General features: G+C 66.0%; 27 protein-coding genes and 1 pseudogene. 15 read left to right on the top strand and 13 right to left on the bottom strand.

Annotated elements, in window-relative coordinates; genetic code table 11:
• Nucleotides 1-240: 240 nt before the first annotated feature.
• Nucleotides 241-1,635, bottom strand: coding sequence for an IS1380 family transposase (locus GBRO_RS14515; RefSeq protein WP_012834647.1), 1,395 nt, complete (start codon nt 1,633-1,635; stop codon nt 241-243).
• 116 nt (nt 1,636-1,751) lie between these two features.
• Between GBRO_RS14515 and GBRO_RS14510 the strand changes: the two genes are divergently transcribed.
• From GBRO_RS14510 to GBRO_RS26625, 4 genes are all read left to right on the top strand, one after another.
• On the top strand, nt 1,752-2,843 hold the full coding sequence (locus tag GBRO_RS14510) for an IS630 family transposase (protein WP_012834646.1): 1,092 nt from the start codon (nt 1,752-1,754) through the stop codon (nt 2,841-2,843).
• A 28-nt stretch (nt 2,844-2,871) separates the two neighbouring features.
• Complete coding sequence (locus GBRO_RS14505; RefSeq protein WP_012834645.1) at nt 2,872-3,291, top strand: tautomerase family protein; 420 nt, start codon at nt 2,872-2,874, stop codon at nt 3,289-3,291.
• 137 nt (nt 3,292-3,428) lie between these two features.
• A complete protein-coding gene (locus GBRO_RS26630) occupies nt 3,429-3,632 on the top strand; it encodes a hypothetical protein (RefSeq protein WP_196775876.1) in 204 nt (67 codons plus the stop codon).
• 73 nt (nt 3,633-3,705) lie between these two features.
• Complete coding sequence (locus tag GBRO_RS26625; RefSeq protein ID WP_196775877.1) at nt 3,706-4,068, top strand: hypothetical protein; 363 nt, start codon at nt 3,706-3,708, stop codon at nt 4,066-4,068.
• 59 nt (nt 4,069-4,127) lie between these two features.
• Here GBRO_RS26625 and GBRO_RS14500 read toward each other — a convergent pair whose 3' ends face one another.
• The gene (locus GBRO_RS14500) at nt 4,128-4,976 is read right to left on the bottom strand and encodes an MBL fold metallo-hydrolase (protein ID WP_052298410.1); all 849 of its coding nucleotides are present in this window, start codon (nt 4,974-4,976) and stop codon (nt 4,128-4,130) included.
• A gap of 65 nt (nt 4,977-5,041) precedes the next feature.
• Nucleotides 5,042-5,263 carry a dodecin gene (locus GBRO_RS14495; protein ID WP_012834643.1) on the bottom strand — a complete coding sequence of 74 codons (222 nt, stop codon included), beginning with the start codon at nt 5,261-5,263 and terminating at the stop codon, nt 5,042-5,044.
• Nucleotides 5,264-5,430: 167 nt separating this feature from the next.
• On the opposite strand from GBRO_RS14495, the gene GBRO_RS14490 reads away from it, so the two are divergent.
• Nucleotides 5,431-5,838 (top strand): YchJ family protein, encoded by a 408-nt coding sequence (locus GBRO_RS14490; protein ID WP_012834642.1) that lies wholly within the window; start codon nt 5,431-5,433, stop codon nt 5,836-5,838.
• A gap of 50 nt (nt 5,839-5,888) precedes the next feature.
• Here GBRO_RS14490 and GBRO_RS14485 read toward each other — a convergent pair whose 3' ends face one another.
• The 4 genes from GBRO_RS14485 to GBRO_RS14470 form a co-directional block, all read right to left on the bottom strand.
• Nucleotides 5,889-8,000, bottom strand: a complete 2,112-nt coding sequence (locus tag GBRO_RS14485) for a glucose PTS transporter subunit IIA (RefSeq protein WP_012834641.1) — start codon at nt 7,998-8,000, stop codon at nt 5,889-5,891.
• 306 nt (nt 8,001-8,306) lie between these two features.
• Nucleotides 8,307-8,642: a Rossmann-fold NAD(P)-binding domain-containing protein gene (locus GBRO_RS14480; RefSeq protein ID WP_012834640.1), complete on the bottom strand. Its 336-nt coding sequence runs from the start codon at nt 8,640-8,642 to the stop codon at nt 8,307-8,309.
• A gap of 312 nt (nt 8,643-8,954) precedes the next feature.
• Nucleotides 8,955-9,587, bottom strand: a complete 633-nt coding sequence (locus tag GBRO_RS14475) for a DUF2461 domain-containing protein (RefSeq protein ID WP_012834638.1) — start codon at nt 9,585-9,587, stop codon at nt 8,955-8,957.
• 76 nt (nt 9,588-9,663) lie between these two features.
• Nucleotides 9,664-11,040 (bottom strand): NAD-dependent succinate-semialdehyde dehydrogenase, encoded by a 1,377-nt coding sequence (locus GBRO_RS14470; RefSeq protein ID WP_012834637.1) that lies wholly within the window; start codon nt 11,038-11,040, stop codon nt 9,664-9,666.
• Nucleotides 11,041-11,248: 208 nt separating this feature from the next.
• Here GBRO_RS14470 and GBRO_RS14465 point away from each other — a divergent pair, with 208 nt between their 5' ends.
• Genes GBRO_RS14465 through GBRO_RS14455 form a run of 3 tightly spaced genes read left to right on the top strand, consistent with a single transcriptional unit; the run spans nt 11,249 to nt 13,638 of the window.
• Nucleotides 11,249-11,503, top strand: coding sequence for a hypothetical protein (locus GBRO_RS14465; protein WP_012834636.1), 255 nt, complete (start codon nt 11,249-11,251; stop codon nt 11,501-11,503).
• A gap of 9 nt (nt 11,504-11,512) precedes the next feature.
• Nucleotides 11,513-12,757, top strand: coding sequence for a cupin domain-containing protein (locus GBRO_RS14460; RefSeq protein WP_012834635.1), 1,245 nt, complete (start codon nt 11,513-11,515; stop codon nt 12,755-12,757).
• The gene (locus GBRO_RS14455) at nt 12,754-13,638 is read left to right on the top strand and encodes a sucrase ferredoxin (RefSeq protein ID WP_012834634.1); all 885 of its coding nucleotides are present in this window, start codon (nt 12,754-12,756) and stop codon (nt 13,636-13,638) included. The genes GBRO_RS14460 and GBRO_RS14455 overlap by 4 nt, the downstream gene beginning before the upstream one ends.
• A gap of 287 nt (nt 13,639-13,925) precedes the next feature.
• Here the strand turns inward: GBRO_RS14455 and GBRO_RS14450 are convergent, their stop codons facing one another.
• Both GBRO_RS14450 and GBRO_RS14445 read right to left on the bottom strand, forming a co-directional pair.
• A complete protein-coding gene (locus GBRO_RS14450; protein ID WP_012834633.1) occupies nt 13,926-14,570 on the bottom strand; it encodes a thymidine kinase in 645 nt (214 codons plus the stop codon).
• An 89-nt stretch (nt 14,571-14,659) separates the two neighbouring features.
• Nucleotides 14,660-15,619: an acyl-CoA thioesterase gene (locus GBRO_RS14445; protein ID WP_012834632.1), complete on the bottom strand. Its 960-nt coding sequence runs from the start codon at nt 15,617-15,619 to the stop codon at nt 14,660-14,662.
• 335 nt (nt 15,620-15,954) lie between these two features.
• On the opposite strand from GBRO_RS14445, the gene GBRO_RS27395 reads away from it, so the two are divergent.
• The 7 genes and pseudogenes from GBRO_RS27395 (at nt 15,955) to GBRO_RS14420 (ending at nt 21,476) form a co-directional block, all read left to right on the top strand.
• Entirely contained in the window at nt 15,955-16,080 is a 126-nt protein-coding gene (locus GBRO_RS27395; RefSeq protein ID WP_012834630.1) for a hypothetical protein, read from the top strand.
• Between the two features lie 130 nt (nt 16,081-16,210).
• Entirely contained in the window at nt 16,211-17,272 is a 1,062-nt protein-coding gene (locus GBRO_RS27550) for an APC family permease (protein ID WP_321573988.1), read from the top strand.
• 5 nt (nt 17,273-17,277) lie between these two features.
• The gene (locus GBRO_RS27545; protein WP_321573987.1) at nt 17,278-18,063 is read left to right on the top strand and encodes a hypothetical protein; all 786 of its coding nucleotides are present in this window, start codon (nt 17,278-17,280) and stop codon (nt 18,061-18,063) included.
• Nucleotides 18,064-18,167: 104 nt separating this feature from the next.
• Nucleotides 18,168-18,872 (top strand): alpha/beta hydrolase, encoded by a 705-nt coding sequence (locus GBRO_RS27390; RefSeq protein ID WP_256596440.1) that lies wholly within the window; start codon nt 18,168-18,170, stop codon nt 18,870-18,872.
• Complete coding sequence (locus tag GBRO_RS27385) at nt 18,760-19,134, top strand: alpha/beta hydrolase fold domain-containing protein (RefSeq protein WP_256596438.1); 375 nt, start codon at nt 18,760-18,762, stop codon at nt 19,132-19,134. The genes GBRO_RS27390 and GBRO_RS27385 overlap by 113 nt, the downstream gene beginning before the upstream one ends.
• Nucleotides 19,135-19,193: 59 nt before the next feature.
• Nucleotides 19,194-20,401, top strand: a pseudogene (locus tag GBRO_RS14430) (serine hydrolase domain-containing protein).
• Between the two features lie 253 nt (nt 20,402-20,654).
• Complete coding sequence (locus tag GBRO_RS14420) at nt 20,655-21,476, top strand: CdaR family protein (RefSeq protein ID WP_147290655.1); 822 nt, start codon at nt 20,655-20,657, stop codon at nt 21,474-21,476.
• Between the two features lie 40 nt (nt 21,477-21,516).
• On the opposite strand, the gene GBRO_RS14415 is transcribed toward GBRO_RS14420, so the two are convergent.
• The 4 genes from GBRO_RS14415 to GBRO_RS14400 form a co-directional block, all read right to left on the bottom strand.
• Nucleotides 21,517-22,146 carry a LutC/YkgG family protein gene (locus GBRO_RS14415; RefSeq protein WP_012834628.1) on the bottom strand — a complete coding sequence of 210 codons (630 nt, stop codon included), beginning with the start codon at nt 22,144-22,146 and terminating at the stop codon, nt 21,517-21,519.
• A complete protein-coding gene (locus tag GBRO_RS14410) occupies nt 22,146-23,582 on the bottom strand; it encodes a LutB/LldF family L-lactate oxidation iron-sulfur protein (RefSeq protein ID WP_012834627.1) in 1,437 nt (478 codons plus the stop codon). Before GBRO_RS14410 ends, GBRO_RS14415 begins: the two co-directional genes overlap by 1 nt.
• Nucleotides 23,583-23,683: 101 nt before the next feature.
• Nucleotides 23,684-24,424: a (Fe-S)-binding protein gene (locus GBRO_RS14405; protein WP_012834626.1), complete on the bottom strand. Its 741-nt coding sequence runs from the start codon at nt 24,422-24,424 to the stop codon at nt 23,684-23,686.
• Nucleotides 24,424-26,154: an L-lactate permease gene (locus tag GBRO_RS14400; protein ID WP_012834625.1), complete on the bottom strand. Its 1,731-nt coding sequence runs from the start codon at nt 26,152-26,154 to the stop codon at nt 24,424-24,426. The genes GBRO_RS14405 and GBRO_RS14400 overlap by 1 nt, the downstream gene beginning before the upstream one ends.
• Nucleotides 26,155-26,298: the final 144 nt, after the last annotated feature.

Here is a 26,298-nt window from a genome sequence, read left to right as displayed (position 1 = left end):
TACGGTCCGGGGCGAGAAAGCGCAAGAACGGTCGGGCGCACCGTCGATTTCTCGGGAGAGACTCTAGCCTCAATCTTTCGTGAGGTGGCGGTCCCTTGTTGAGTGGCCGGATGAGTGGTCTGAGGACTGAATTCCGGGTGTGGACCGTGGCGTGTTGCCCGAGGCGTCGGTGGGCGTCGGGGTTCACGGTCCCGAGGTGAAGCATCCTTTCTGGATCGATGATCGGATCGGGCCTGGTGGTCAGGCCGGCGCGGGAAGCGCTGCGAGTCTGGCTATTCCGTCGAGCAGGAGGTCGACGTGGGGTGCGTGGGCAGCGAGTTTCAACCGGGTTCGCCGCGCGTGGCGGGTGATCTTGGCGGCGATCGCGAACAGGCGATGGCGCAGTCGTTTGGGTTCCCACCGGCGGGCGGGGTGATCGGTGAACGCGAGCATCTGGGTCCAGGCGATCAAGTCGCAGGCGAGCATCACGATGGCACACCAGATGCGGTTGGCGTCGAATCCGTGCAACGGAAGGTTCGTCAGGCCACAGTCTTTGGCCGTGCGGATACGATCTTCGCAGCGTGCCCGACGCCGGTGACGTAGCTCGAGTGTGGCGAGTTGACCACGGCTGGTGTTGGTGGCAAATGCGGTGAGCCGCAACCCATCGTGGTCGGTGAACCGTAACTGCGCACCGGGATGCGGGCGCTCCTTGCGGACGATCACCCGCATCCCGGCAGGCCAGCCCGCCAGGTCGATCAGCCCGGTCAACTCGGCCACCCATGCCCCGTCGCGTTGCACGCCGTCAGCGTCGTAGGCCGGCGTCCACGCCTCGGGGCTGATGCGGTCGATAGCGGCCGCGGTCGTCTCGGTCAGTCCGAACCCCACCGAGTAGGCCAGGCGCCGGCGGGTGAGGTAGTCGAGGAAGTCGTGGGTGCCGCCGGCTGAGTCGGTACGCACCAGCACCGACTTACCGACCCAATACCCGTGCACCTGCGGTAGCTGCTCGAGTGCGGCGGCGGTGACCGCGATGTGATCGGCAGCTGTGTTTGCACCAGCATTACCCGGTCGCAACTCGATCGCCAGGGGTTCGCCGGTGCCCTCGCTGCCGTGATCGACAAACGCGCACAACGGGTGAAACCCGAACCCCCGCTTGTAGGTTGGTGCCGCATCCTCTTTCTCTGAATGCGCAGTGACCAAGGTGGCGTCGAGGTCGAGGATCATCGGATCATCGACGTCGACGTCATGATCGGGAGCAGCGGTACCGGCTGCCGACCAGCACGCTGCCCGCGCGCCAGCGCGGGCAGTCGTGATCGCCGACAGTGCCGCCGGCGCATCATCAGCCAACGTCGAGATCAGTCGTGACACCGTGGGGTCAGAGGCGACCTGACCGAACACCGCCGGGTCGGCGCGCAACTGGTTGATGTCAGCCAAACAGTCGCCACCGATCACGACGGCCACGGCCAGATCAGCGATGATCTTGCCCGGGTCATGGGTCGCAAGGGGTTTACGCCACGGCACCAACGCTTCGGACAATCGGCTGGTCAGACCCGTTTTCTCCGCGGCCCGCAGGACCACCATGGCGCCGGCGTGCGACACCACCCCGGTTCCGGTGCCATCTGCAGACAGCATGGGGTAGGGCGACGTAGACTTACTCACCTGAATGGTGCTCCTCGATCTGGTCCGATTGATACCTTCGCAAGTTCAATCATCCCAGGTCAGGGCACCATTCTTCATTCACGACACGAAAAAGCGTGAAAGCCCGAGGCTAGGGAATGGCAACCCGGGGTCCGCGAGCAGTGGATATTGTTCTGACTGATGACGAGCGCCGTGAGCTCGAAGGGTGGGCGCGTCGGCGAACGACGGCCTCGGGTTTGGCGATGCGATCACGAATCGTTCTCGCTGCCGCTGATGGCGGGTCGAATACTGAAGTGGCACAACGACTCGGCCTCAATCGCAGTACCGTGCGGCGATGGCGAGGCCGGTTCGTCGAGCACCGCTGCGAGGGGTTGCTCGACGAACCCCGGCCCGGGCGACCTCGCACCGTCGGCGACGAGCAGATCAAAGACCTGATCACCGCAACTCTCGAGACCACTCCGAAGAATGCGACACACTGGTCGACGCGGGCGATGGCTGAGCATCTCGACATGTCGCAGTCAACTGTTTCGCGTGTATGGAGAGCGTTCGGATTGGCTCCACACAAACAGGATTCGTGGAAGCTGTCGAAAGATCCCATGTTCACCGAGAAGGTCCGCGACGTCGTCGGGCTCTACATGAACCCACCCGAACGTGCCCTGGTGCTCTGCGTTGACGAGAAGACCCAGATCCAAGCGCTCGATCGCACCCAGCCGATCTTTCCCATGCTCCCGGGCACCCCGCAACGGGCCAGCCACGACTACGTGCGCAACGGCACCTCCAGCCTGTACGCGGCGTTGGACATCGCGTCGGGCAAAGTCATCGGTTCGCTTCACTCACGGCATCGCGCAACGGAGTTCATCGGATTCCTCCGCAGGATCGACGCCGAGGTGCCCGACGAGCTCGACGTCCACCTGGTCATGGACAACGCCTCTACCCACAAGACGCCCGCGGTCAAACGATGGCTGACCTCGCACCCACGATTCGTTGTCCACTTCACCCCGACGAGCTCATCCTGGATGAACCTCGTCGAACGCTGGTTCGCCGAACTGACCACCAAGAAGCTCCAACGCTCCACCCACCGCACCGTGAGAGCGCTCAACGCCGACATCAAAGCATGGATCGAGACCTGGAACGACAACCCCCGCCCCTACGTGTGGGTCAAGACCGCTGACCAGATCCTCGACTCCATCGCCCACTACTGCACACGAATTAATGACTCAGAACACTAGCACCACCACAACAAAGGAAAAGAAAGAAATGCCGCAAATTCAGTTGACCGTCCCGGCCGGCGCCCTCACCGACCAAGGCCGCACCACCATCCAGCAGGACCTAGCCCGCGCCCTGCTCAAGTGGGAAGGCGCCCCCGACAACGACTTCTTCAAGGCCCTCGGGTGGTCCTACCTGCACGAACTCCCCGAAGGCGCCCAGGTGACCGCCGCCGACACCGAGCCCCGGTTCCGGGTCGATGTGACCGTTCCCCAGTTCGCGCTCAACGACGAACGCAAAGCCGGGCTGTCCAAGGAAGTCACTGGCCTGGTTCTCGCCGCCGCCGGTCTCGGACCGGAACACGCGCTGCGAGTGTGGGTGCTCATCAACGAACAGACCGACGGCACTTGGTCCGTGGGCGGCCAAATCTTCCGTCACGCCGATCTCGTCGCCCTGGCCAAGAAGAGCTAACCGCCTACATCGACGGTCGCCGGTATCCAGACATCGAGCTGACGTGCCTGGATGCCGGCGCCCGCAAACAGGTGTGACAAACCACAGGAACTGTCACATTCCGCCCAAACCCCGCCACCTGACCAGGAACCAGAACAATGACGTTCACCGGCAGCACCGTCCGCTACGAGGCGCGCGACCATCGCGCCTACCTCACACTCGATCGTCCCGACCGGCTCAACGCGATCACCGCACAGATGGCACAGGAGATCAGCGCCGCAGTCGCTACAACCAAACGCCGACGACGCCGTACGGGTGATCGTCGTGCAAGGCGAAGGCCGCGCATTCTGCGCCGGGTATGACCTGAAGCTGTACGCCGAAGGTGGTGAGGACCATCAAGGCGCGGTGTGAGACCCCGTCAAGGATTTCCGCGCCATGAAAGCCAACACCGACCACTTTTTCTCGCTATGGCGCTCGGCGAAACCTACCGTCGCCAAAGTCCATGGCTACGCCGTGGCCGGCGGCAGCGATATTGCAGCGGCATCGGCCCACGGGAATAGGTCGTCAACCCACCGAAAATGCAAGATTTGTCCGGACGAACCGCAGCAGGATGTCCCAATAAACCTCGCAAAGCCCAGCAACCGCAGTGGCCTGAATGCAGTGTTCAACGAGATCGGAAAACGAGCGATAGAGACCAAGCCGGTCGAGCTCTATCCGATGTACGCCGGTGTGCTGCGGGCGATTTCCACGGTCTCACCGCGACTGGCCGATCGTCTCGTCAGCGCTGCGGGCATCTGAGCATCGATCCGTGACGCTCCCGCGTCCGATCAGTGGAACGTGGGCGAGTCGCCCGATAGTCAATTGCCACGTTGCCGGTAGACACCGGGCTCGATCTCGGTGACGGCGTCGGCGCGCATCAGGCGCTCGAGGTGCAGTTCTGCGGTCCGGCGTTCGACGGCGCCCACATAGGGTGCCTCGACGTGCGGACGGTAGACGAGGCGGTGGGCCACGATGTCGGCGATGGTGCGGGGCTCGTCGAGGAACGCGATGAGACGTTCCTCGCGGCTGAGGAGCTTCTCGCGGTAGGCGGCGAGCCGACGCCGGAAGTCGGGCCGGCCGTCGATGACGCCCTTCTGGTGGAAGGTTCCGAACCAGCGTGCGTCCACCGAGTCGGCGATTGCGATCGACGTGAGGAAATCGTCGACGCTGCTCCCGAGATCGCCGTACATCGGCCCGAATGAGGTCAGGTCGATGTCGGCGACGTAGAAGAATCCGTCCGGTTCCACGAGAACTCCGCTGTGCCCCGGGGTGTGGCCGGGCAGATGGATGACGGTGGCGATCCGGTCGCCGAGATCGAACCGATGGCCGTCACCGATGCCGCGCACATCGTCGCGGGTCGGCGGGAGGTCGAACTGATCGGCCAGATAGGCCTCGATGTCGGCTCGCGCGGCGGGATCGAGGCCGTACTGGGTGAGCATGACCTCGAGCGAGGAGACCGCGGCCACATCGAGCGAGTGCGTGAACGTCGGAGCCCGGAAGTGCTTGAGGCCGGCGATGTGATCCTCGTGCGCATGGCTGACCAGGACGGCATCGGCACCGACCGGGTCCCGGTCGAGCGCCAGTGAGGGATCGATGACGAGAGTTCCCGACGAACCACGCACAACCACCGAGTTGCCGTAGGGGACGACACCACCGTTGTCGGCCATCAGCACCGACACACCGCCGAAGATCTCCTCGCGGAACCCGGCAGGTGGTCGGCGCCGCTCGGCTGTCACGACTCGCCGGATGCGTCCAGCTTGAAGCCCACCTTCAGGGTCACCTGGAAATGCGCGACCTGTCCGTTCTCGATGTGGCCGCGGGTCTCGGTGACCTCGAACCAGTCGAGATGATCGACGGTCTGGGCGGCACGTGAGATCGCGCTGCGAATGGCGTCGTCGGTGCTCGTCGTCGACGATCCGACGATCTCGACCACCTTGTAGATGTTGTCTCCCATGGGTCCTTCCTCTCGGTCGCCGGTGCGCACACCGGTTCTGCAGTTCGGTTCCCCCGGGCCCCACCCCTGCGTCCTGTCTACCAGGTCGCCGAATGGCCGACCGTTGATTGACGACCTCTGCCGGCCGACCGGGACGACCACCCCGCCGCGGCCGATAGGATCCGGGCGTGAGTCCGATCGCATCGTCCGAGACCGCTCCACGCAGGTGCCCGTGCTGTTCGGGACTGACCTTCGACGAGTGCTGCCGCCCGGTGATCGACGGCAGCCGGCCGGCGCCAACGGCCGAGACCCTGATGCGTTCGAGATTCTCGGCGTTCGCGGTGGGGGATCGGACTCATCTGCTGGCGAGCTGGCATCCGGACACGCGGCCGGCCGAGCTGGAACTCGACGACGACCTGCGCTGGTATCGGCTCGACATCGAATCCGTGAGCGCCGGAACGCCTTTCGACTCCACCGGCGAGGTGACCTTCACCGCCTATCACCGCGGGCCGAGCGGTCCGGGCACCCTGCACGAACGCAGCCGGTTCGAGCGGGTGTCCGGGCGGTGGTACTACCTCGACGGTCGGGTGGGTTGAGTCACCTCACTGTTCGGTCGCGCGGCTCATTGTTTGGGCGCGGGCGCCACTCATTGTTTGGGCGCGGGTGCTTCGACGGCGATGATGGGATCTCCCACCGACGAGGTGCCCGACTTGATCTGGGTAACCGACGCGAACTTCTTGGTGTTCATGACGACCACCGGGGTGATGATCGGGTAGCCCGCCGCCTCGATCTTGGCCCGATCGAAGGTGACCAAAGGTGTTCCGGCGGTGACCTTCTGGCCGGCCTTCACCTTCACATCAAAGCCGTCACCCTTCATCTGGACGGTGTCGATCCCGACGTGGATCAGCAATTCGATCCCACCGTCGAGCACCAGCCCGAAGGCGTGACCGGTCGGCTGTGCGGCCACGACCATCCCATCGGCCGGTGCGTACACGGTGTCACCGGACGGCAGGACGGCCGCTCCGCCACCCATCGTGCCCTTGGCGAACACGGGATCGGGTACGTCGCTGAGCGGGACCACGTCACCGTCGAGCGGTGAGCCGATCTCGGTGACCGGTCCATGGATCTTGGTCGCGTCGGGATCGGTGTCGGATTCCACCTGCGTTGCGGTACCGGTCTTCTCGATGACTGCGGTCGCGGCACCTGCACCGGCAACCGCCCCCGTTCCGAGTGCGGCGCCGCCCCCATCCGGATCCGGTGCAGGGCCACCCGCCTTCTCCGCGGCTCTCTCGGCTTCCTCGGCGTCGCGAATGGCTTCGAATTCGGCTTGCTGCTCGGGCGTTCGGAAGCCGGAGAGCACCACGAGCACCATTGCGGTGAAGAACGCCGCGGCCACCGCCACCGTGTACAGGATGACGTTGTCGAAGGCGGGGATGGTGAGCAGCGAGGTGAACACGAACGCGTTGGTGGTGACACCGCCGCCGATACCGATGATGAGGCCGCCGACGAAGCAGCCCACGAGCATTCGTGGATAGATCCGCTTGAACCGCAGATGAATACCGTAAAGGGAGGGCTCGGAGATGCCGCCGAGTAGACCCGCCGCGAGTGCGCCCGATGCCGTCTGGCGCATCTGACGGTCACGCTGACGCCAGGCCAGCAGGAGCACGCCCGCCGTGGCGCCGAAGCAGGCGAAGTTCCATGCGCCCATCGGGCCCTGGATGAAGTCCGAGCCGTTCTCCTTGATGTTGATCAGCATGATCGCGTTGATCGGCCAGTGCAGACCCAGGGGCACCATGAACGGATAGGCCAGCGGGACCACGATCGCGAAGATGAACGGCGAGAAGTCGTTGATGGACTTGAGGATGTCGCCGAGACCGGCGCCCACGTAGACACCGATCGGGCCGATGAGGAAGGCCGTCAACGGGATCATGATCAGCATCGCGAGGAACGGCACGAAGATCAGCTGGACGTTCGGCGGGATCAACTTCTTCAACAGCTTGTACAGCGGGCCGAGCACCGCGGCCATCAGCAGCGGTGGGAACACCTGTGAGCTGTAGTCGTTCACGGTGAGCGGTAGGCCGAACACCTGGATGGTGTTCACGTCGAATCCGAAGATCGTGTGGTGGGTTGCCTGGTCTTCGAGTGCGGTGAAGGCCGGCAGCATCAGCACGGCCATGATGCCGAATCCGACCCACGGGTCGGCGTCGAGCTTCTTGGACGCGTTGTAGGCGATCATCAACGGCAGGAAGACGAAGATGCACTGCCAGCACATGTTGACGAACTGCCACGACGGCGAGAGTTCGGTCCGGGGATCGGCCCAGTTGTCGATGACACCGATCGTGCTCATCAACGACATGAACGTGATGAACAACGACGCACCGAGCAGGGCGCCGAGGATCGGCCGGAACGAATCGGACAGGTACTCGAAGAGCGAGTCGAGCCACGCCGATTTGCCGCGCGGGCCCTTGGCTCGTTCCGCGGCCTTGATGGCGGCCGCCGAGTCGCGGGCCTTCATCTGGGGCAGCGCCTCGATCTCGTTGTACACCGATTCCACCCCGCCACCGATGATCACCTGATAGCGGTTGCCCTGCTGCGGCACCGCACCGAGGACACCGGGAATGGATTCGACGACGTCCTGATCTACGTGGGACGCGTCGTGGAGCTGAAAGCGTAATCGCGTTGCGCAGTGGGTGAGGCTGACGATATTGCCAGGGCCACCCACACTTTCGACGATATCGGCGGCAGAGTTCTCGGACATGACTCTCCTTTGGGTGCCTGGAACACGCGTCGGGGTCCATGCAGCGAGCGTGCTTGTTTCCCAGCAAGGAGCCGCGACGCCCGTCTGCACCTTTCGCGATGCTATCGCCCTGGTGAGCGGTTGGGGCGGAGTTGGCCAACCCGTCGCGTCAAACGTGACCGCGGTGCGCGCACAGCCGGTTCGGAGAGTGAAACCTACTGTGCCACGCCCAAATCTTGCGGTCACGCACCGCCGAATCTGAGCCGGCGTCGAGGCCGGCGACACGTTTCGGTCACGAGAGAGTCACGTGTTCGGGGTCGACGGGCCTCAGGCCACCTTGCGGTCGGCGGCGCCGACGTCGGAGAGCCGGCCACCCGGATCGATGTTCATGATGACCGGTCCCATCGTCTCGGTGGCGCGTTCGATCACCGCATCGATCTGGGCGGGATCGGCGGGATCGGCGACGATGGTCCAGACATCGTGCCGAACGCTCGCGTCGACGTAGGGGACCAGTTGCGACGCCGACGGTCCGGTCACGACGACCCGGTAGCCGCTGCGCAGAACCTGCGCCGCGATCGTGTGAGTGCGCGGCGTGCCGTCCATGACGATGAGGACGGTGTCGGAGGTCGGGGTGGATCGGGAAAAGGTGATGGTGTTGGTCATGTCCCCATCACAACGGCCACGACTGCGACGCGCGTGTGCGGTGCCTGATCATTGGCTGCGAGTCGGCACGTTACCCGGAGCAGGCGAGTACCCCGCGGGCCTCCACCCGCGGCGGGTCATCGTGACCGAAGTCAGTCCTTGTCGCCGGGGATTCCCGCGAAGAATCCGAGTCCGATGATCACGCACGACACCAGTGCCACGGCGGGCATCACCCACATGCTTCCCATGGAACGACCATACGATCACGCGGGCGCGGGCGCAGGGGGATTTGGTCCCTTTGGTTCAGGTTCCCGGTCTGTGCCGCCCGGCGCGTCAGCCGCCGTGTCGCTCGAGCCATGCGACGAGGGGAGTGGCCGCACGCCAGTCCGTGCGTATCCGATCGACGAGCGCGGGAGTCCCGATCACGTCGGCGCCGAAGCCGTAGTCCTTGCCGATGGTGATCGACTTGTGGCGTAACAGGTCGATCCGGGGATGTCCGGGATCCCAGCCCCGCGGTGCCGTCTTGAGGCGGCTGCCGCTGATCTCCCACCCGGTCTTCTTGAGCGTGTTGACAATTCGTTCCAACTCGCGGCCGTGCCGGTCGTTGTCGATGGCCCGGCGCAGGGTGGCGAGCCGCTCGGTGCTTGCCTCATAGAACCCGGCGCCGACGCGAACTCCCGGCGCGCCGATCTGGACGTAATAGCCGGTGGCCGGCGCGACTGCCACAAAGGCACCCTGATGCGTCTTGTACGGCGTCTTGTCCTTGGCGAACCGCACGTCCCGGTAGGGCCGAAAGATCTTGGCCTGCCCGAATTCGGCGGCCAGTTCCTCGGTGAGCGCGGCCATCGGCTCGGCCACCGCCGTGGTGTAGACGTCTCGGTGGGCTTCCCAGAAGGCCTTGGTGTTGTCCATCTCGAGGTCGTCGTAGAAGTCGAGCGCGGCCTCGTCGAATCCCTGAAACGCCATGCCGGACACGCTACGCGGGCGCGTGGCCGGCAGGACGCAACGGCGTGCCGGGGTGGGAAACCTACGTTGCTGCGGCCTACTTTGCTGCGGTCCGGCGCAACCGGACGTTGACGAATTCGCCGAGACCCCAGCGTCCGAGTTCACGACCATAGCCTGAGCGCTTGACCCCGCCGAACGGCAACCCGGGCAGCGTCGTGCCGTGCTCGTTGACATAGGCCATCCCGACCTCGAGACGGTCGGCGATCTCGGCGGCACGCCCGGCGTCGGTGCTCCACACCGATCCGCTCAAACCGAAGTCGACGTCGTTGGCCAGGTCGACAGCCTCGTCGGCAGAGGAGACCCGATAGACCATTGCGACGGGACCGAAGATCTCCTCGGCGTAGGCGTCCATGTCCGGGGTGATGTCGGTGAGGACGGCGGGCGTCAGGAACGCGCCGTCACCCTCGACGACGGTGCCACCGGTGTGCAGCCGAGCACCCTGCTCGACCGCGTGATTCACCTGTTGCGCAACGGTGTCGCGCGCGGACACCGACGACAACGGCCCGACCTTGACCGACGGATCGGTGGGGTCGCCGACGGAGGCCTGCTTGAACTCCGTGACCAGATTGGCCAGGAAGTCGTCATAGAGATCATCGAGCACGATGAAACGCTTCGGCGAATTGCACGCCTGCCCGGCGTTGGACAACCGGGCCGAGGCCGCGATGTGCGCGGTACGTGCCACATCGTCGGTGTCGAGGATGATGAACGGGTCGGAGCCGCCGAGTTCGAGGACCGACTTCTTCAGGTTCTCCGCGGCCACTTTGGCCACTGCGGCACCGGCCTTTTCGCTGCCGGTCAGTGAAACGCCGGCGATTGCCGGGTCAGCGATGAGATCGGCGATCTGATCACTGCTCGCATATACGTTGACGTACGCGTCCTCCGGCACGCCCGCCTCGTGCAGGATCTCGGCCATAAGCGCCGACGACGCTGCACAGATCGACGCGTGCTTCAGCAGAATCGTGTTGCCCACCAACAGATTCGGTGCGGCGAATCGGGCGACCTGATAGTACGGGTAGTTCCAGGGCATCACACCCACGAGCGGTCCGACGGGATACTTCTGCACCAGGGACTCCTGCGCACCCTGCGGGTCGAGGGTCTCCGGTTCGAGGAGTTCGGGACCGTGGTCGGCGTACCAACGATAGATCGAGCCGGCGAGCGCGACTTCGCCGGCGGCCTGCCTCAGTGGTTTACCCATCTCGGTCGTGATCGCCTGCGCCAGTTCGTCTTCGCGCTTCTCATACAGCTCGGCGGTGCGTCGGAGCGTAGCGGCGCGCTCGACGGCGGTGGTGTTGCGCCACTGCTCGAACGCTGCGGCGGAGCGCGCTCCGAGCTGTGCGACCTCGTCGTCCGTCAGGGCGGGGAACTCGCGTTCGGTCTGGCCGGTGGTCGGGTTCGCGGTGACATAGGTGCTCATGTCCCGATGCTACGGACGGCCACCACGACGTGGTCGGAAATGCCCGGTATGACCCATGATGAATACGATATCCGGGATCGACAACCACGTCCTGCCTGCCGCACACCGGTTGCGATACCGGGATTCCCGCCACGCCCACGTCGGATGTCTGGATAGTGGAGGTAGGGACGCGCAACCCCGCGCGCCTCCTGGCGAGAAAGGACTTCTGATGGCACTGGACGACGAAGACATCATCTCCGGGAGTGCCGGCGGTGAAGGACCTGCCGACGGTGGTTCCAATCCGGATGGGCATGACGGTGGTGCCGACGGCACCGCGGCCGGCGGTGAAGGACCTGCCGACGGTGGTTCCAATCCGGATGGGCATGACGGTGGTGCCGACGGCACCGCGGCCGGCGGTGAAGGGCCCGCCGACGGTGGTTCCAATCCCGATGGGCACGACGGTGGTGCCGACGGGACGGCGTGATCTCGCTCGATGTTGAGCCGTTGCACAGCAACCGATCTCACCACCTTTGCCGATCAGTACTGGGGTCGGCGGCCGATGCTCAGCCGGGCGGCTTCGCTGCCGGCGGACTTCGGTGACCTGCTGTCGGTTCGGGCGGTCGACGAGCTGATTGCCGAACGCGGAGTCCGCGCCCCGTTCATCCGGATGGCCAAGGAGGGTGTGGTCCTCGCGCGGGACTGTTACCTGGGGCCTGCGGGTTTCGGCGCGGAGATGCCCGATCAGGTGGACCCGGCCGGGGTTCTCCGCGAGTTCGCGGCCGGGGCGACCATCGTGTTGCAGGGCCTGCACCGGCTGTGGCCGCCCGTCATCGACTTCGTCCGTGCGATGGTCGACGATCTGGGGCATCCGGTGCAGGCCAACGCCTACGTGACACCCCCCGGCAATCGGGGATTCGATCCGCACTATGACGTGCACGACGTGTTCGTCTTACAGGTGGCGGGCACCAAGCGATGGCGAGTCCATCGGCCCGTACACACCCATCCGCTGGCCACGCAACCGTGGACCGATCATCGTGCCCAGATCGAGCGCCGGGCATCGGACGACGCGCCGGAGATCGAGGCGGTCCTCTCGCCCGGCGACGCGCTCTATCTGCCGCGGGGTTGGATTCATTCCGCGGACGCATTGGGGGACACGTCGATTCACCTGACCATCGGCGTCGGAGCGGTGACCGTCCGCGACGTGGTTGCAGCGATCGTCGCCGAACTCGACGACTGTGCGGAATTCAGGCAATCGTTGCCGTTGGGGATCGACCTCACCGGTCGGGACCAGACCGTCCCGATCGCGACCAAGGCGATGGCAGCCGTCGTCGAGCGGCTGCGGGACCACGCAGCCGATGTGGGGGAGGGCGCCGCGGCTCGACTTGCCCGGCGTCACACTGCCCGCACGCGCCCGGTCCCGGTGCGGCCCCTGGCGACACTCGAGGCCATCGGCGTGGTGAACGCCGCGACGCGGCTGCGGTTGCGGCACGGGCTGGTGCCCACGCTGCGTCGGGTCGCCGACCGGGCGGAACTGCTGACCGGTGAGCGCTCGATCAGCACCCCCGGCTACTGCCTGGAAGCTCTGCGAACGATTCGTAGTGGTGAGATCGTCAGTGCTGCAGAACTTCCGGGACTCGACGCGGCCGACGGCACGGTACTGCTGCGAAGGTTGCTGGCCGAAGGCGTCGTTGTGGTGGTTGACGATCGCCACGTGACTCCACCGGGGCCGGAGGCATGAGGGATTCTCGTCCCTGTAGCGACCAGTCGGTCGAACGCGGCGATCCGATGTTCGGCACGGCTTCGGCCGGACATCGCTGGCTGCTGTTGGAACTGGCCGGGCCATGGGGCCCGTCGGTGTTCCTCAATTCACCGTCGGTGATCGATCCGGCGCTCGGCCGGTCCATCGTGCGACGGGTGGAGGCGACCGGAATGCGGATCGTCGCGATCCGCCGTCCGGGCCGTCGACCGCCCGTTCCGCGGTGGCGATGGTTCATCGCCGAGGCGCGGCCCGGGGCCGAACGGCTCTACGCCGGGGAGGTCGAGGGTCCCGCCGACTACCTCGACCTTGACCTACAGGGATTCGACGGTGCTCCCACTGCCGATCCGCTCGTCGCGATCTGCGCGCACGGCAAGCACGACCAGTGCTGTGCCGTGCGTGGACGCCGGGCTGTCGCCGCGATCGCCGACGCGTACCCCGAATGGACCTGGGAGTGTTCACATCTCGGTGGGGACCGGTTCGCTGCGACGATGCTGCTGCTCCCGCACGGACTGTGTTATGGGCGGGTGGACACCACCGACGATCCGGCAGGGATCGTTGCTGCCTACACCGAGGGACGTCTCGTCGACGCCCTGCTGCGGGGCCGGACGTCGCTTCCGCATCCTGTGCAGGCGGCGCAGCACTTTGTCCGCCAGGCAACTGGAGATGCCGCCATCGACGCGCTGGCGCCGATCGATGTGGACAAGCGCGATCACCAGATCCATGTGCGGCTCGACGGCCCCGCCGGACCCATCGACGTGACTCTCGCCGAGCACATGTCCGATCCGCTGTTGTCGATGTGCACCGCAAGCGTTCCCGGTCGGGTCCGACAGTTCGTGTTGGTATCCATCGAAGGACTGTGATGCCGGCGCGTGTTGCACCCCGGCGCGAGACTGGCATCGCTACCGTGCTGACCCATGACAGCGATGACCCCGCCGCGATGGGGGATCAGCGGCGGGGCCATCTGGCACGGGCGCGGGTCGTCTGTCCACCCTCGCAGCCACACCCCGATTCACCGGTGTCGAGACGGTGAACCGCGGTCTGTGCTACGAGGAGTGAACGCGTGGCGCCCCTGTGGTCTGGGGTCGGTCGACCGGTGGTCTGGGTGGGTCGATCAGCTCAAGACTGCCGGGTGAACCTTGCCGCCGAATCAGCCGGTACTGAAAGGATTCTGGGAATTGGTGTCCACCGGCCCGGGTTCGCCCCCCGCGTCGATGCGGCCCTGGGTGAAGTGCCGCCGACACAGCGGACGGTAATGCACCGGACCGTCGCCGGTATCCCCGATGGCGATCAGTTCACCAGCGTGGACCATGCGGCCGTTGACGATTCGTGCGTTCAGACAGGCGTCTCGGCCGCACCAGCACAACACCACGGCCTGCATCCGGTGGATCTCGTCGGCAATCTCGACCAGGCGTGCCGATCCGGGGAACAGGACCGACCGGAAGTCGGTGAGGAGTCCGTAGGCGAAGACGCTCACTGCGTGGTCGTCGACGAGTCCGGCGAGCTGATCGACCTGGGCGATGGTCAGGAACTGGGCCTCGTCGCAGACGAGGAAATCCGGGATGCCCCGACCGGTGATCAGCGCGTGGACATCGGTGTGGTCGTCGACGGCGATCGCCTCGGCCGCCAGGCCGATCCGACTGGTCACCAGTGGGCGGTTGGATCGGTCGTCCTTGGTGAGCAGGACACCACTGCGTCCCTGCTGCCGCTGGTTGAAGTGGGTCTGCAGGGCGAGGGTGGACTTTCCGGCCCCCATCGGGCCGTAGTAAAAGACGAGCTCGGCGGATGCACTCATCGGTTTGCCGTCACGTCGACGTCCTCACCCATGTCGAGAATGATGCGCTACCGCAGCCTGCGGCGCAGATGGTCACGGTAAGTCGGTGATCAGACGCCGATCATGTCCGGCCGACGCGGCAGCGTGGTGCGGATCGCCATGAGTTCACGCGCATGGGCGTCGAGCGCGATGTCCTCGGCGGACACCGGAACCCAGCGTCGCACGGCGGTGGCGTCACCGTTGTCGTCGACCGCGGCAACGATCATCAGGCTGTGTGCGCAGTCGCGCATCTCGCCGTCGTGCGGGTTGCCGGCGCGGACGTGTACGGATATGTGCATGGTCTGCTTGCCGGTGTGGATCAGGCGCGCGTCGAGTTCGACGACGTCGCCGATGTGGATCGGCGCGTAGAACCGGATGCCGCCGACGTAGGCGGTCACGCACCGCCGTCCACACCAGCGGGCCGCGTTCAGATAAGCCGACTCGTCCATCCACTCCATCACGCGGCCGCCGTGGGCGTTGCCGCCCCAGTTGACGTCGGTCGGGGCGGCGAGGAAGCGCGTCTGCGAGCGCGGCGCGGTTCCGGCGTCGGAGTAGGTGACACCGGCCATCGCGTCTTCGATGCTGCGGCGCACCGGAATGCGGGTGGTCGCATACTCCTGGGCGGCGCGGTCGGCTTCGGTGATCGGAACCCATTGCGGCACAGGGCGGGGCCGGCGGTCCTCGCCCATGGCGACAAAGATGACCAGGCACTCGCTCGCGACGGTGAACAGGCCGGTATGCGGGGAGGCCGAGCGTACCGAGCAATGGATGTGCATGCTCGAGGTGCCGGTGTGGATGATCGTGGCGGTGACCTCCACGATGTCGCCGGGTTCGATGCCCCGGGTGAAGGTGATGTTGCCGAAGTAGGCGGTCACCGAGTAGCCACCCGACCACGTCGCCGCGCACGCGTAGGCCGCCTTGTCGATCCACGACAGCAGCCGCCCGCCGCGGACGTCGCCGCCGATGGTCGTGGCGTCGGTGGGCGCGGCGAGGAAGCGCAGCGTGATCTCGCGGGCGGGTGTGGCGGACAAATCGGTACTCCTGGGCTGCTCGACAATCAGCTGATTGTGCCCTGCTACTAGGCCGTACGGGGCACAGTGCGGACTGATTGTGGCCGGTTCCACACTGCCGCCACCTGCGGCTTCGCACGTCGGAGTCGACGATTCGGATGATGGTCACGCCCCCATGACCAGGGGATACTCGTCGGTATGGCTGGACCCGCGGGCCTGCGACCCCCCGACCCGATCCCGGCGGTCACCACCATCGACGACGTGGTGGCCGCGCTCGACCAGTCCTGGTCTGGGCTGCCCTGACTCCGAGCCGGCTTCGGGACGCTCAAGCCGTACTGGCCAGTCAGGTGAGCGGCGTGGTGACCGACATCAACGAACTCTCGCCCGCGCTGGCCGAGATCTATGCGGTGCTGGCGCAGAATCAGATCTTCGCGATCAACGAGGTGGCTGCGATTCCGGCGCCGATCGCCACCAGTCTGTGACCCGCGATTCGGAGCGGACACCGGCCGCAGGGACCGCGGCTGACAGGAGAACGTCAGGATTCGACGATTCGGCGTCAAGATTTCGTCAGGACCCTTCGCTCACGGGCGTCACGCGCGTACGAACATCGATGTGTCTGCACTGGAGCTCTCGGCTCGGCCGAGTATCGACCATCGACCTGCGCCGCGGAGCGTCGTATGCGACGACCCCCTCGAGCGGCGCCGGCTCACTGTCACCACCGGACTCGCCGCGCTGTCGCTCGATGCGATGGCCTCGGTCGCATACGGCCCTGAGGCGATCGTCATCGTGCTCGCCGCCGCCGGGAGTCACGCCATCGGATACACGTTCGCCGTCAGCGCCGCGATCGTTGCTCTGCTCACGGTTCTGGTGCTGTCCTATCGCCAACTGATCGCGGCATTTCCGGACGGTGGAGGGGCCTACGCGGTCTCCAAGAAGTACCTGGGCCGCCATGCGCCCCTGGTCGCCGCAGCCTCATTGGTGCTCGACTATGTCCTCAATGTCGCGGTCTCCGTGGCCGCCGGCACCGCCGCGCTGACCTCGGCGGTGCCGGCGACGCGGCCCTACACCGTCTGGATCGCACTCGGTGTCCTGCTGTTGATCACCGTGGTGAACCTCCGTGGGATCGTCAGCAGCGCACGGTTGTTCATCGTGCCGACCGTCATCTTCGTGGTCGCCATCATGTCGGTCATCGTCGTCGGTCTGATCACCGGCGGCCACGCGCAACCGGCACCCGCATCGGCCACCGGAGCTCTCACCACCGTCGGTGTTCTGTTGCTGCTCAAGGCTTTCGCGAATGGCTGTGCAGCGTTGACCGGTGTCGAGGCGATCGCCAATGCGACCCCGCAGTTCCGCGAGAACCGGATACGCCGGGCCCAACGAGCCGAGGTCGCACTCGGGGTGGTCCTCGGCGTGATGATGCTGGGAGTCTCGGCCCTCGTCAGTCACCCTGCATATCGCGCCGCGCGACGGAGAGACAGTGCTCTCGCAGATCGCCGAGGGGGTCTTCGGCCGTGGGTTCCTGTACTACGTCGTCCAGACCGCCACCCTGGTGTTGCTGGCGCTGGCCGCCAACACGTCGTTCGGCGGTCTGCCCCAACTGATGAAGGTGGTCGCTGCCGACGACTACCTGCCCCACCGGTTGACCAGACGTTCGGCCACCGGCGTCTACCGTGAGGGGGGTGCTGGCACTGGCGATCACCGCCGCAGTGCTCATCATCGTCACCGACGGAAACGTCAACATGTTGGTGCTGCTCTTCGCTATCGGCGTATTCATCGGTTTCACCCTCGCCCAGGCCGGGCTGGTCCGGCACTGGTTCGTCCAGCGGGCCGGCGGCTGGCGATGGCGCGCCGCGCTGAATGGACTCGGTGCCACAATGACCGGACTGGCAGCCGTGGTCGTGACGGTGATGAAGGCCGACGAGGGCTCGCTCTGGGTGATGGTGGTGCTGGTGGCATTGGTGGTCGCCATGCTCGGCGTCTCCCGCTCTTACCGGCATCGGCGAGCCGCACAGGAGGACGCCCCCATTCCGGTGGGAACAGCAGCAACTCAACGACATTCGTTCGCCGGGCGTGGCATCGCGCTGGTGCCGGTGACAGCGAACTGCGCCGCACTCGACCAAGCCCTCCGACAGGCCAACGCCTTCGCCCGGGAGGTCCGGGCCGTCCACGTCCATGTCGACGGCGACGATCGTGAGGCGTTCCGCGCCGACTGGCGCACGCGTCATCCGATCGTGCCGCTCGTCGAGCTGGCCGCGCGTGACGCCGATTCGGTCATCGTCGAGATCGTCTCGTATGTCGACCGGATCGGACAGGCCGACGACGTGCTCGTGGTGATCCCGGATCCGGAATCGCCGACCCGGGCACGTCTGCTCTCGGCCGGGCGGGCCGACGATCTGCAACGGTTGCTGGGCAAGCGGACCTCGGCACTCGTGACGCGGGCTCGTGCGGCCCGGACGCACGACTGATCAGGGACAGAGGCCGGCGGCACCGCCAACCGGCGCGATATGGGCGCCCAACTGCGTCGCTTCGGCGGTTCCGACGTGACGGCGCCGCATCTAGTGTGTGTTCTGTGACACAGTCCGATGCCGTCCGGCCGCCGTTCGACCCGGAGTTGAAGGCGGGGCTGGCGGTGATCGGTGGCATGTTCCCACCGACTGTCACTCCCGAGCTGATCGGATTCATGCGACGTTCCTACGCTTCGCGACCCGTCGCGGAGACGCTGGCGGGCCGCGACGTCGAACACCGGGAGTACGAGATGGCTGGACACGGCGGGGACCGCATCGTCGTATCGGCTTTTCGCCCGCGCGCCGTTCCCGATTCGCGTCCGGCTGTTCTGTACGCGCATTCCGGTGGGCTCATGTTCGGGGATCGGTTCAATGCCCTTGACGCAAGCCTGGATTGGGTGGAGCGCCTGGGTGCTGTGCTGATCTGCCCCGAGTATCGGTTGGCCCCGGAGTATCCCGATCCCTACGCACGCGAGGACATGTACGCGGCGCTCGAGTGGCTGGCGCGGAACGCACGCACGCTGGGTGTCGACACCGGCCGCATCGTTGTCGCAGGCGCCAGCTCAGGTGGCGGTCTGGCCGCGGGCGTGGCACTGGCCGCACGCGACCGCGACGGTCCGGCGATACAGGGACAGATGCTGTCCTATCCGATGCTCGATGACCGCGGGAACACGCCGTCGACCACACAGTTCGACGGGATCGGCGTGTGGGACCGGGTCCAACGAAACCGGCTGGCGGGCCTACCTCGGCGATGCCTACCGAACCGATGACGTGTGCCCGTATGCGGTACCCGCCCGCGCGACCGATCTGAGTGGATTGCCTAGGGCCTTCCTGGATGTCGGCGACTGCGAGATCTTCCGCGACGAGGGCATTGCGTACGCGAATGCCCTGTGGTGCGCGGGCGGCAATGCCGAACTCCACGTGTGGCCCGGGGCTTTCCACGCCTGCGACATCTTCGCCCCGCACACCGCTCTGGCGAAAGCCATGCTGCGCACCAGGTTTGCCTGGATGCAGCGCGTGCTCGCCGACTGAATCGACGCCCGGAGTTTCCGGTGTCCCACGAGAAGAATCACGATCAGAGAGGTGTTCTCATGAGTACTCCAACTGTCGGATCCCAGCAGATTGCGGCCGCGGCCGATGCTGTGGTGCAACGAATGTCGGCCGGTGATGACCGGGTGCCCGGTGTGGTCGCGGGAGTGACCACCGACCGGGAGACGATCTACCTGGGCCACTCTGGATCTCGAGCACTTGACGAACCGGCCGCGATGACCGATGACACGGTGTTCGCGATCTTTTCCACGACCAAGGCGATCGCGGGCACCGCCGCCCTGCAACTCGTCGAACGAGGTGAGCTCGACCTTGATGCCCCGGCGAAAGAGTATGACCCCAGGCTCGGCGAGGTCGAGGTGATCGAGGGTTTCGGCGACGACGGTCAGCCGAGGCTGCGGGCACCCGAGTCGGATATCACGACCCGCCAACTACTCACGCACACAGCGGGATTCGGATACGACTTCTTCAACGAGGCCTACGCGAGGTTGGCCACCGAGCACGGGCAGCCGAGTATCATCACCGCGTCGATGGCCTCCCTGCGCACGCCACTGCTGTTCGATCCCGGGACGCGGTGGGAGTACGGAACCAACATGGACTGGGCGGGACTGGTGGTGGAGGGTATCACCGGCAAGCGCCTGGGCGAGGTCATCACCGAGCGCATCCTGAATCCGCTGGCTTTGTCCGACACCGCGTTCACCCGTACCGATTCGATGCGGCAACGGTCGGCGACAATGCATCACCGTGGCGCCGACGGGTGCCTCACCCCCGATCACGACTTCGCACTTCCGGATGACCCGGAAGTCCACATGGGCGGGCATGGTCTCTATTCGACCGTCGGCGACTATCTGAAGTTCATCCGCATGTGGATCAACGACGGCCGGTCCGATGCAGGCGAGCAGATCCTGCGGCCCGAAACAGTGGAACTCGCCGAACGCAACCATCTACCCGGAGATATGAAGATCACGGCACTGCCCGGTGTGATCCCGTCGCTGTCCAACGATGCCGAGTTCTTCCCCGGAATGCCCAAATCGTGGGCGCTCAGCTTCATGATCAACGAAGAACAGGCTCCGACCGGGCGGCCCGCCGGGTCACTCGCGTGGGCCGGGTTGGCGAACCTCTACTACTGGATCGACCGGCGCAACCGCATCGGAGGCTACTGGGCGACGCAGATCTTGCCGTTCGCCGATGCGTCGGCCGTTGTCGGATATTGGATTTCGAGACCGCGGTGTACAACACGCTGGCCGGCTGACAGCCTGGGCGTAACGTCGACCACACCCGGTCTGGCCGTCGGAGAGGAGCCACGTGCAGGAACTTCTCGGTCGAATCTCGGACCTGGACCCCACCGCGAGTCTCGGGATCCGAGTGATCGCGTGTTTCGACGAACTCGTCGCCGGCAAGGTGAACATTCACGGTCTGCTCGCGACTGCTGCGGCGCTGGCGGGTGTCCGGCAGGCGTGCAGACGCCCTCGATGCACACTCGGGTGTCGGTTCTGGGGGAGCCGTTGACCGGCGACACACCGGAGACGCGGCGTCAGGTATGCGTCGATGCGCAATCGGTGGTGTGGCTCGAGCGCGATGGGGACGAGCGCCCCAACGACGCGATCATTCTGGAGCGGCTCGCCTTGGCGACAGGCATCCGCCTGGCCGGTTCGGCCCCTGAACTTGCTCGACGGGATGTCGCGGTCCTGCTCGACCGGGCCGCTGCTCTCGATGATCGTCGCGAGGCAGCGTCCCGGTTGGGTCTGGTCACCGGCGTGCAGTATCGCGCCGTGGCGACCCCACTGTTCGCCGAGTGGACGTCACGCCCGAGTTGGCCCGGCGATGTGGTGGCGACACCGCTGGGCACGATCCATGCCCTGATCTCTCCGATCAAGGTGACCGCGCGGACGGTGCCGGCATCGCCCTGTGGGCTGGGGGTCGGGGCGGGTATCGACGACCTCGCAGAGTCGTTTCGGACCGCCTTGATCGCGTTGAAGCTGTGCGAGCGCCCAGAGCGTGCGGTCGATGCCGCGCAGTATGGAGGGCTCATCCACCTTCTCGCGGACGTCACCTCGACGGCGACGAACCCGGATACCGATCGACTCGAAGCCGTGATGGACAACGGTTGGGGGCGCTCGACGATCGCGGCGTTGCTCGATTCGTCGAGCGCCCGACAGGCTGCGCGGACGCTGAACGTGCACCATTCGACGATGCAATCGCGTATCGAGCACTTGTCGACGGCGTTGCAGTTCAATCCGCTCGACGGGTTGGGCCGCGCGGCTGGGTGTCGCGTTTCTCACCTGGCGAATGCGCCATTCCCGAGCGCTCGAATTGCCCCGCCGTGACCTGCGAGAGCGTGGGTGTCAGTGCGCGCGAAGGGAATCGTCACTCGACGATGATCACGTGCAGTGTGCGCGGTCCGTGGACTCCTTCCACGCGATCGAGCTCGATGTCGCTGGTGGCGCTGGGGCCGCTGATCCACGTCTGCGGTCGGGTGTGCGCGTCGTCCGCGGTCAGTCGGGCGACGGCCTCGGGTACGTCGCTGACGACCTGGGCGGCGTCGATGATGCAGATGTGGACGTCGGGAACCAGCGAGACCGCCCGTCGGCCCTGACCGTGCGCGTGGTCGAGCACGATGGTGCCGGTGTTGGCGATGCCGATCGCGGCGGTGGTGATGACCGCACCCACCGCGTCGAGTTCCCGCGGTGTCAAGGAGTCGTCGTCGGCCCAGGGCAGGTCCACTCCGACCCGGGCGCGGACGGTGCCGTCGGCGATCACCGCACCGTCGATTGTCTGGGCTGCGGTGGAAATACGTTCGGGCAACTCAGCTTCGGACACCCGCTCGACGACGGCGCGATAGTCGGCGACGCGCTCGGCGAAGCGATCGACCACATCGAGATCACCCGTGGACACCGGCCGGCCGTAGATCCAGTCCACCGGCTCTGCTGCGGTGGCGTCGTCGACGTCGGCCAGCGCTGTCCGGATGCGATTCAGGATTTCGTCTCGTGCGCTCATCAGCGGGTCCCCTGATCGTTGCCGCGTTCGCGTTTCCACCAGTCGCGGAAGGACTCTGCTGGTGGTACCGGCACATCCCGGGCCGAACTCCACCTGGACAATGGCCAGGGCAGCGCGCCGAGGGTGCGTCGTTCCCCGAAGAAGCGGTGACTCGTGGTGGCGGCCTTCTGCGCCGCCTCGAGACGACGATGATCAGCAAACATCCACGCCCCGGCCTTCATCGCCGCAGCCTCGGCGCTCGGCAGTCCGCCACGCTTCTCGTCGACGACCCGGGTTCGCAAGTGCACCAGGATGTCCGGGATATTGATCCGGACGGGGCACACATCGAAACAGGCGCCGCACAGGCTCGAGGCGTACGGCAGCGACTGGTCGACCGCCGATGAGGTGCCGCGCAACTGTGGGGTGAGGATCGCGCCGATCGGCCCTGGATAGACCGACCCGTAGGCGTGTCCGCCGGCCCGCTCGTAGACCGGACAGACGTTGAGGCATGCCGAGCATCGGATGCAGCGCAGGGCATCTCGGCCCACCTCGTCGGCGAGCACGTCGGTGCGGTGGTTGTCCAGCAGCACGATGTGCATGTTCTGCGGCCCGTCGCCCGGTGTGACTCCGGTCCAGACGGACGTATACGGGTTCTCGCGTTCGCCGGTGCTCGATCGCGGCAGAACCTGCAGGAAGACCTCGAGATCGGACCAGGTCGGCAGGATTTTCTCGATGCCCACCACCGAGATCAGGGTCTCGGGCAGGGTCAGACACATGCGGCCGTTGCCCTCGGACTCCACCACCACCAGGCTGCCGGTGTCGGCGACGGCGAAGTTGGCTCCGCTGATCCCCACCTTGGCCCGTAAGAACTTCTCGCGCAGGTGAAGTCGCGCCGCTTCGGCCAGTCGCCGCGGATCGTCGGTCAGATCCTCCGGGGCAGGCCGGCCGACCTGCTTCATGCGGCGCAGGAAGATCTCGCGAACCTCACTGCGGTTGCGGTGGATCGCCGGAACCAGGATGTGACTGGGCCAGTCCTCGCCGAGTTGCACGATCAGTTCGGCGAGGTCGGTTTCCCAGGCGTCGATCCCGGCGTCCTCGAGTGCCTCGTTGAGTTCGATCTCCTGGGTGGCCATCGACTTCACCTTGACCACCTCGTCGGCGCCGGTCGCGCGGACCAGGTCGACCACGATGCGGTTGGCTTCCTGCGCATCGCGTGCCCAATGCACCACGGCACCGGCGGCGGTGGCCTTCTCCTCGAACTCCACCAGCAGGGCGTCGAGGTTGCGTAGGGTGCGATTCTTGATCTGCTCGGCCGCCCGGCGCAACTCCTCCCAGTTGTCGAGTTCGTCGACCACGGCCGCGCGTTTGGTGCGGATGATCCCGGTGGCATGCGCCAGATTTCGGCGCTGGGTGGTGTTGGCCAGCTCCGTTCTGGCGGCGGCGGGGAACTTGGGCATCCCGACAAATGTCGAGGTGACGCCGACATGTGGATGTCCCGATCCGGTCACTGGGGCGGCATCGAGGGTGGCGGCGGCGTCCAGGCGGTGGGTGTTGGTTCTCATGCGAGCTCCTTCTCGGTCGAGGCGAGGATCTCGGCGAGGTGCATCATGCGAACCCCTGCCCGCTCCCGGTTGAGCAGTCCACCGATGTGCGCGAGGCACGAATTATCGCCGGCAACAAGAACTTCCGCGCCGGTGGCCTTGACGTGAGCCGACTTGTCCGACCCCATCGCCACCGAGGTGTCGGCGTTCTTCATCGCGAAGGTACCGCCGAACCCGCAACAGTGATCGGCGGCGGGCAGGTCCACCAGGTCGATGCCCTTGACTGCGCGCAGGAGCCGGAGCGGTTTGTCGCCCACCCGAAGCATCCGCAGCGAATGACAGGTGGGATGGTAGGTGACACGGTGGGGGAAATACGCCCCGACGTCGACGACGCCGAGCACGTCGACCAGGAACTCGCTCAGCTCATACGTTTTGGGCGCGTAGGTGGCCACCGCGTCCTGAAGCGAACGATCTCCCGCACGGGCCGCCAGCGTGGGGTGCTGATGGCGGACCGACCCGACGCAGGAGCCCGACGGTGCGACGATGGCGTCATAGTCGCAGAAGACGTCGGCGAACTGCCGGACGCCCGGAATGGCCTCGTCGGCGTAGCCGGTGTTGGTGAACATCTGTCCGCAGCAGGTCTGGGCCATCGGGAATTCGACTGTGATGCCGAGTCGTTCGAGGAGCAGCACCGTGGCGCGTGGCGTTCCCGGCCACATCGTGTCGTTGAAACAGGTGGCGAACAGGGCGACTCTCATCACGGCACCATCCAGGACAGGACCGTCGACTGCAGACCGACGAGCAGACAGAGCGCGATGAGCAGACCGATGCTCCACCAGATGACCTTGCGGAAGATCTCCGATTCTCGTCCGAGCAGACCCACCGCGGTGGCGGCGATGGTGAGGTTCTGCGGGCTGATCATCTTGCCGACGACGCCACCGGATGTGTTGGCCGCCACCAGAAGTGTCGGATCGATGCCGGCCTTCTGGCCGGCGGTTTGCTGCAGCGTCGCGAACAACGCGTTGGCGCTGGTGTCCGATCCGGTGACCGCGGTTCCCAGCCACCCGAGGATCGGGGAGAGAAACGCGAAGGCGGCTCCCGCGCCGGCGATCCAGGTGCCGATGGTGATGGTTTGACCGGACTGGTTCATCACGTACGCCAGCGCGAGCACCGCCGCCACGGTGAGGATGGAGTACCGCATCTTGACGACGTTGGCCACCCAGATCCGGCCGGCTTCGACGAGCGACAGGCGATAGACCAGCGCGACGATGACGCCGGAGATGAGCAGCAACGTGCCTGGCGAGGACAGCCAACCGAACGCGTACTGCGTGGACGTCGAGACCTTGCCCGACGCGGTGGCGATCTGGCCGTCGAGTCCGGGCCAGTTGATGGTCACGTCGGTATCGGCGAGGAACGACTTCACGGGTGTGAGGAGTTTGGCCACCGCGAAGACCACGATCACCAGCAGGTAGGGGAACAGGGCCATCAGGGTGCGGCGGGCGCCGAGTGCCTCGTCGTCGACCGCCGGGCCTGCGACGGCGGCCACGCCACCACCACCGGTCACCCGGGTTGCCCCCGAAGTGCGCTGCACGCCACCATCATTCACATCCTCACCGAGTGCGGTGAGTTCGTTGCGGCGTTCCACACCGAGGCGTTCGGCGGCCGCGGTGCCACCGGTCGGCTGCCAGAACCGCAACATGACGACGGCGACGGCGAGGGAGACGAGGGAGGCGATGATGTCGGTGAGCTCCACCGAGATGAACGTGGCGCTGACCCACTGGGTCACCGCGAACGCCACGCCGACCACGACCGCGATCGGCCACACGTCGCGCAGTCCCCGTCGGCCGTCGGCGAGCAGCACCAGGAAGGTGGGGACGAAGACGGCGAGCAACGGTGTCTGGTGGCCCACCATGGCGCCGATGTCGTGATAGTCGATGTCGGTGAGTTTGCCCGCGGTGATGATCGGGGTGGCGATGGCACCGAAGGCGACCGGTGCCGTGTTGGCGAGCAGGACGACGGCGGCGGCACGCAGTGCGGTGAATCCGACGGCCATGAGCATGACGCCGGTGATGGCCACCGGCGCGCCGAAGCCGGCCAGTGCCTCGAGGAGGCCGCCGAAGCAGAAGGCGATGATGATCGCCTGGATGCGCGGGTCGTCGGAGACTCCGTTGATCACACGGCGCAGATCCTCGAACCGTCCGCTGGCCACCGTCAGCTCATAGAGCCAGATGGCGTTGATGACGATCCACATGATCGGGAAGATGCCGAAGACAAAGCCCTCCGTGCCAGACAGAAATGCCAGTTCGACGGGCATTCGGTAGGCGGCGATCGCCACCACCAGGGCGACGAGCAGGCCGGCGAGACCGGACCAGTGCGCCTTCCAGCGCAGCACGCCGAGTGCGATGAAGACGGTGAGCAGGGGGAGCGCGGCGATGATGGCCGAAGCGACCAAACTGCCGCCGACCGGTGCCAGGTCGGGAATGTACATGCGGACTCCGCAGGATTATGGGGGCTGTGGGGTGTGGCCGTCCGTCGTGTGGTCTGACCACACCGGATACGGTAAGGTGATGGAGGTCACGTTGTCAATCCCGTCGACCCGACAGCCCGGATGATCTGCGGCGTCACGCGTGAA

This window comes from Gordonia bronchialis DSM 43247, from assembly GCF_000024785.1.
GTDB lineage: Bacteria > Actinomycetota > Actinomycetes > Mycobacteriales > Mycobacteriaceae > Gordonia > Gordonia bronchialis.
The sequence above is the reverse complement of the archived record's forward strand: the minus strand, read 5'-3'. Positions and strand labels throughout refer to the sequence as shown.

Bases quoted from the DNA above. Each gene is read 5' to 3' on its own strand.
- GBRO_RS14400 (WP_012834625.1), bottom strand. From the start codon at position 26,154: ATGTACATTCCCGACCTGGCACCGGTCGGCGGCAGTTTGGTCGCTTCG.
- GBRO_RS14450 (WP_012834633.1), bottom strand. From the start codon at position 14,570: ATGAGTGCATCCGCCGAGCTCGTCTTTTACTACGGCCCGATGGGGGCC.
- GBRO_RS14480 (WP_012834640.1), bottom strand. From the start codon at position 8,642: ATGACCAACACCATCACCTTTTCCCGATCCACCCCGACCTCCGACACC.
- GBRO_RS14485 (WP_012834641.1), bottom strand. From the start codon at position 8,000: ATGTCCGAGAACTCTGCCGCCGATATCGTCGAAAGTGTGGGTGGCCCT.
- GBRO_RS14465 (WP_012834636.1), top strand. From the start codon at position 11,249: ATGGCACTGGACGACGAAGACATCATCTCCGGGAGTGCCGGCGGTGAA.
- GBRO_RS14410 (WP_012834627.1), bottom strand. From the start codon at position 23,582: ATGCCCAAGTTCCCCGCCGCCGCCAGAACGGAGCTGGCCAACACCACC.
- GBRO_RS14500 (WP_052298410.1), bottom strand. From the start codon at position 4,976: ATGGCCGACAACGGTGGTGTCGTCCCCTACGGCAACTCGGTGGTTGTG.
- GBRO_RS26625 (WP_196775877.1), top strand. From the start codon at position 3,706: ATGAAAGCCAACACCGACCACTTTTTCTCGCTATGGCGCTCGGCGAAA.
- GBRO_RS14415 (WP_012834628.1), bottom strand. From the start codon at position 22,146: ATGAGCGCACGAGACGAAATCCTGAATCGCATCCGGACAGCGCTGGCC.
- GBRO_RS14405 (WP_012834626.1), bottom strand. From the start codon at position 24,424: ATGAGAGTCGCCCTGTTCGCCACCTGTTTCAACGACACGATGTGGCCG.
- GBRO_RS14460 (WP_012834635.1), top strand. From the start codon at position 11,513: ATGTTGAGCCGTTGCACAGCAACCGATCTCACCACCTTTGCCGATCAG.
- GBRO_RS14510 (WP_012834646.1), top strand. From the start codon at position 1,752: ATGGCAACCCGGGGTCCGCGAGCAGTGGATATTGTTCTGACTGATGAC.
- GBRO_RS14495 (WP_012834643.1), bottom strand. From the start codon at position 5,263: ATGGGAGACAACATCTACAAGGTGGTCGAGATCGTCGGATCGTCGACG.
- GBRO_RS14505 (WP_012834645.1), top strand. From the start codon at position 2,872: ATGCCGCAAATTCAGTTGACCGTCCCGGCCGGCGCCCTCACCGACCAA.
- GBRO_RS14470 (WP_012834637.1), bottom strand. From the start codon at position 11,040: ATGAGCACCTATGTCACCGCGAACCCGACCACCGGCCAGACCGAACGC.
- GBRO_RS27385 (WP_256596438.1), top strand. From the start codon at position 18,760: ATGACCGCGGGAACACGCCGTCGACCACACAGTTCGACGGGATCGGCG.
- GBRO_RS14455 (WP_012834634.1), top strand. From the start codon at position 12,754: ATGAGGGATTCTCGTCCCTGTAGCGACCAGTCGGTCGAACGCGGCGAT.
- GBRO_RS14475 (WP_012834638.1), bottom strand. From the start codon at position 9,587: ATGGCGTTTCAGGGATTCGACGAGGCCGCGCTCGACTTCTACGACGAC.
- GBRO_RS26630 (WP_196775876.1), top strand. From the start codon at position 3,429: ATGACGTTCACCGGCAGCACCGTCCGCTACGAGGCGCGCGACCATCGC.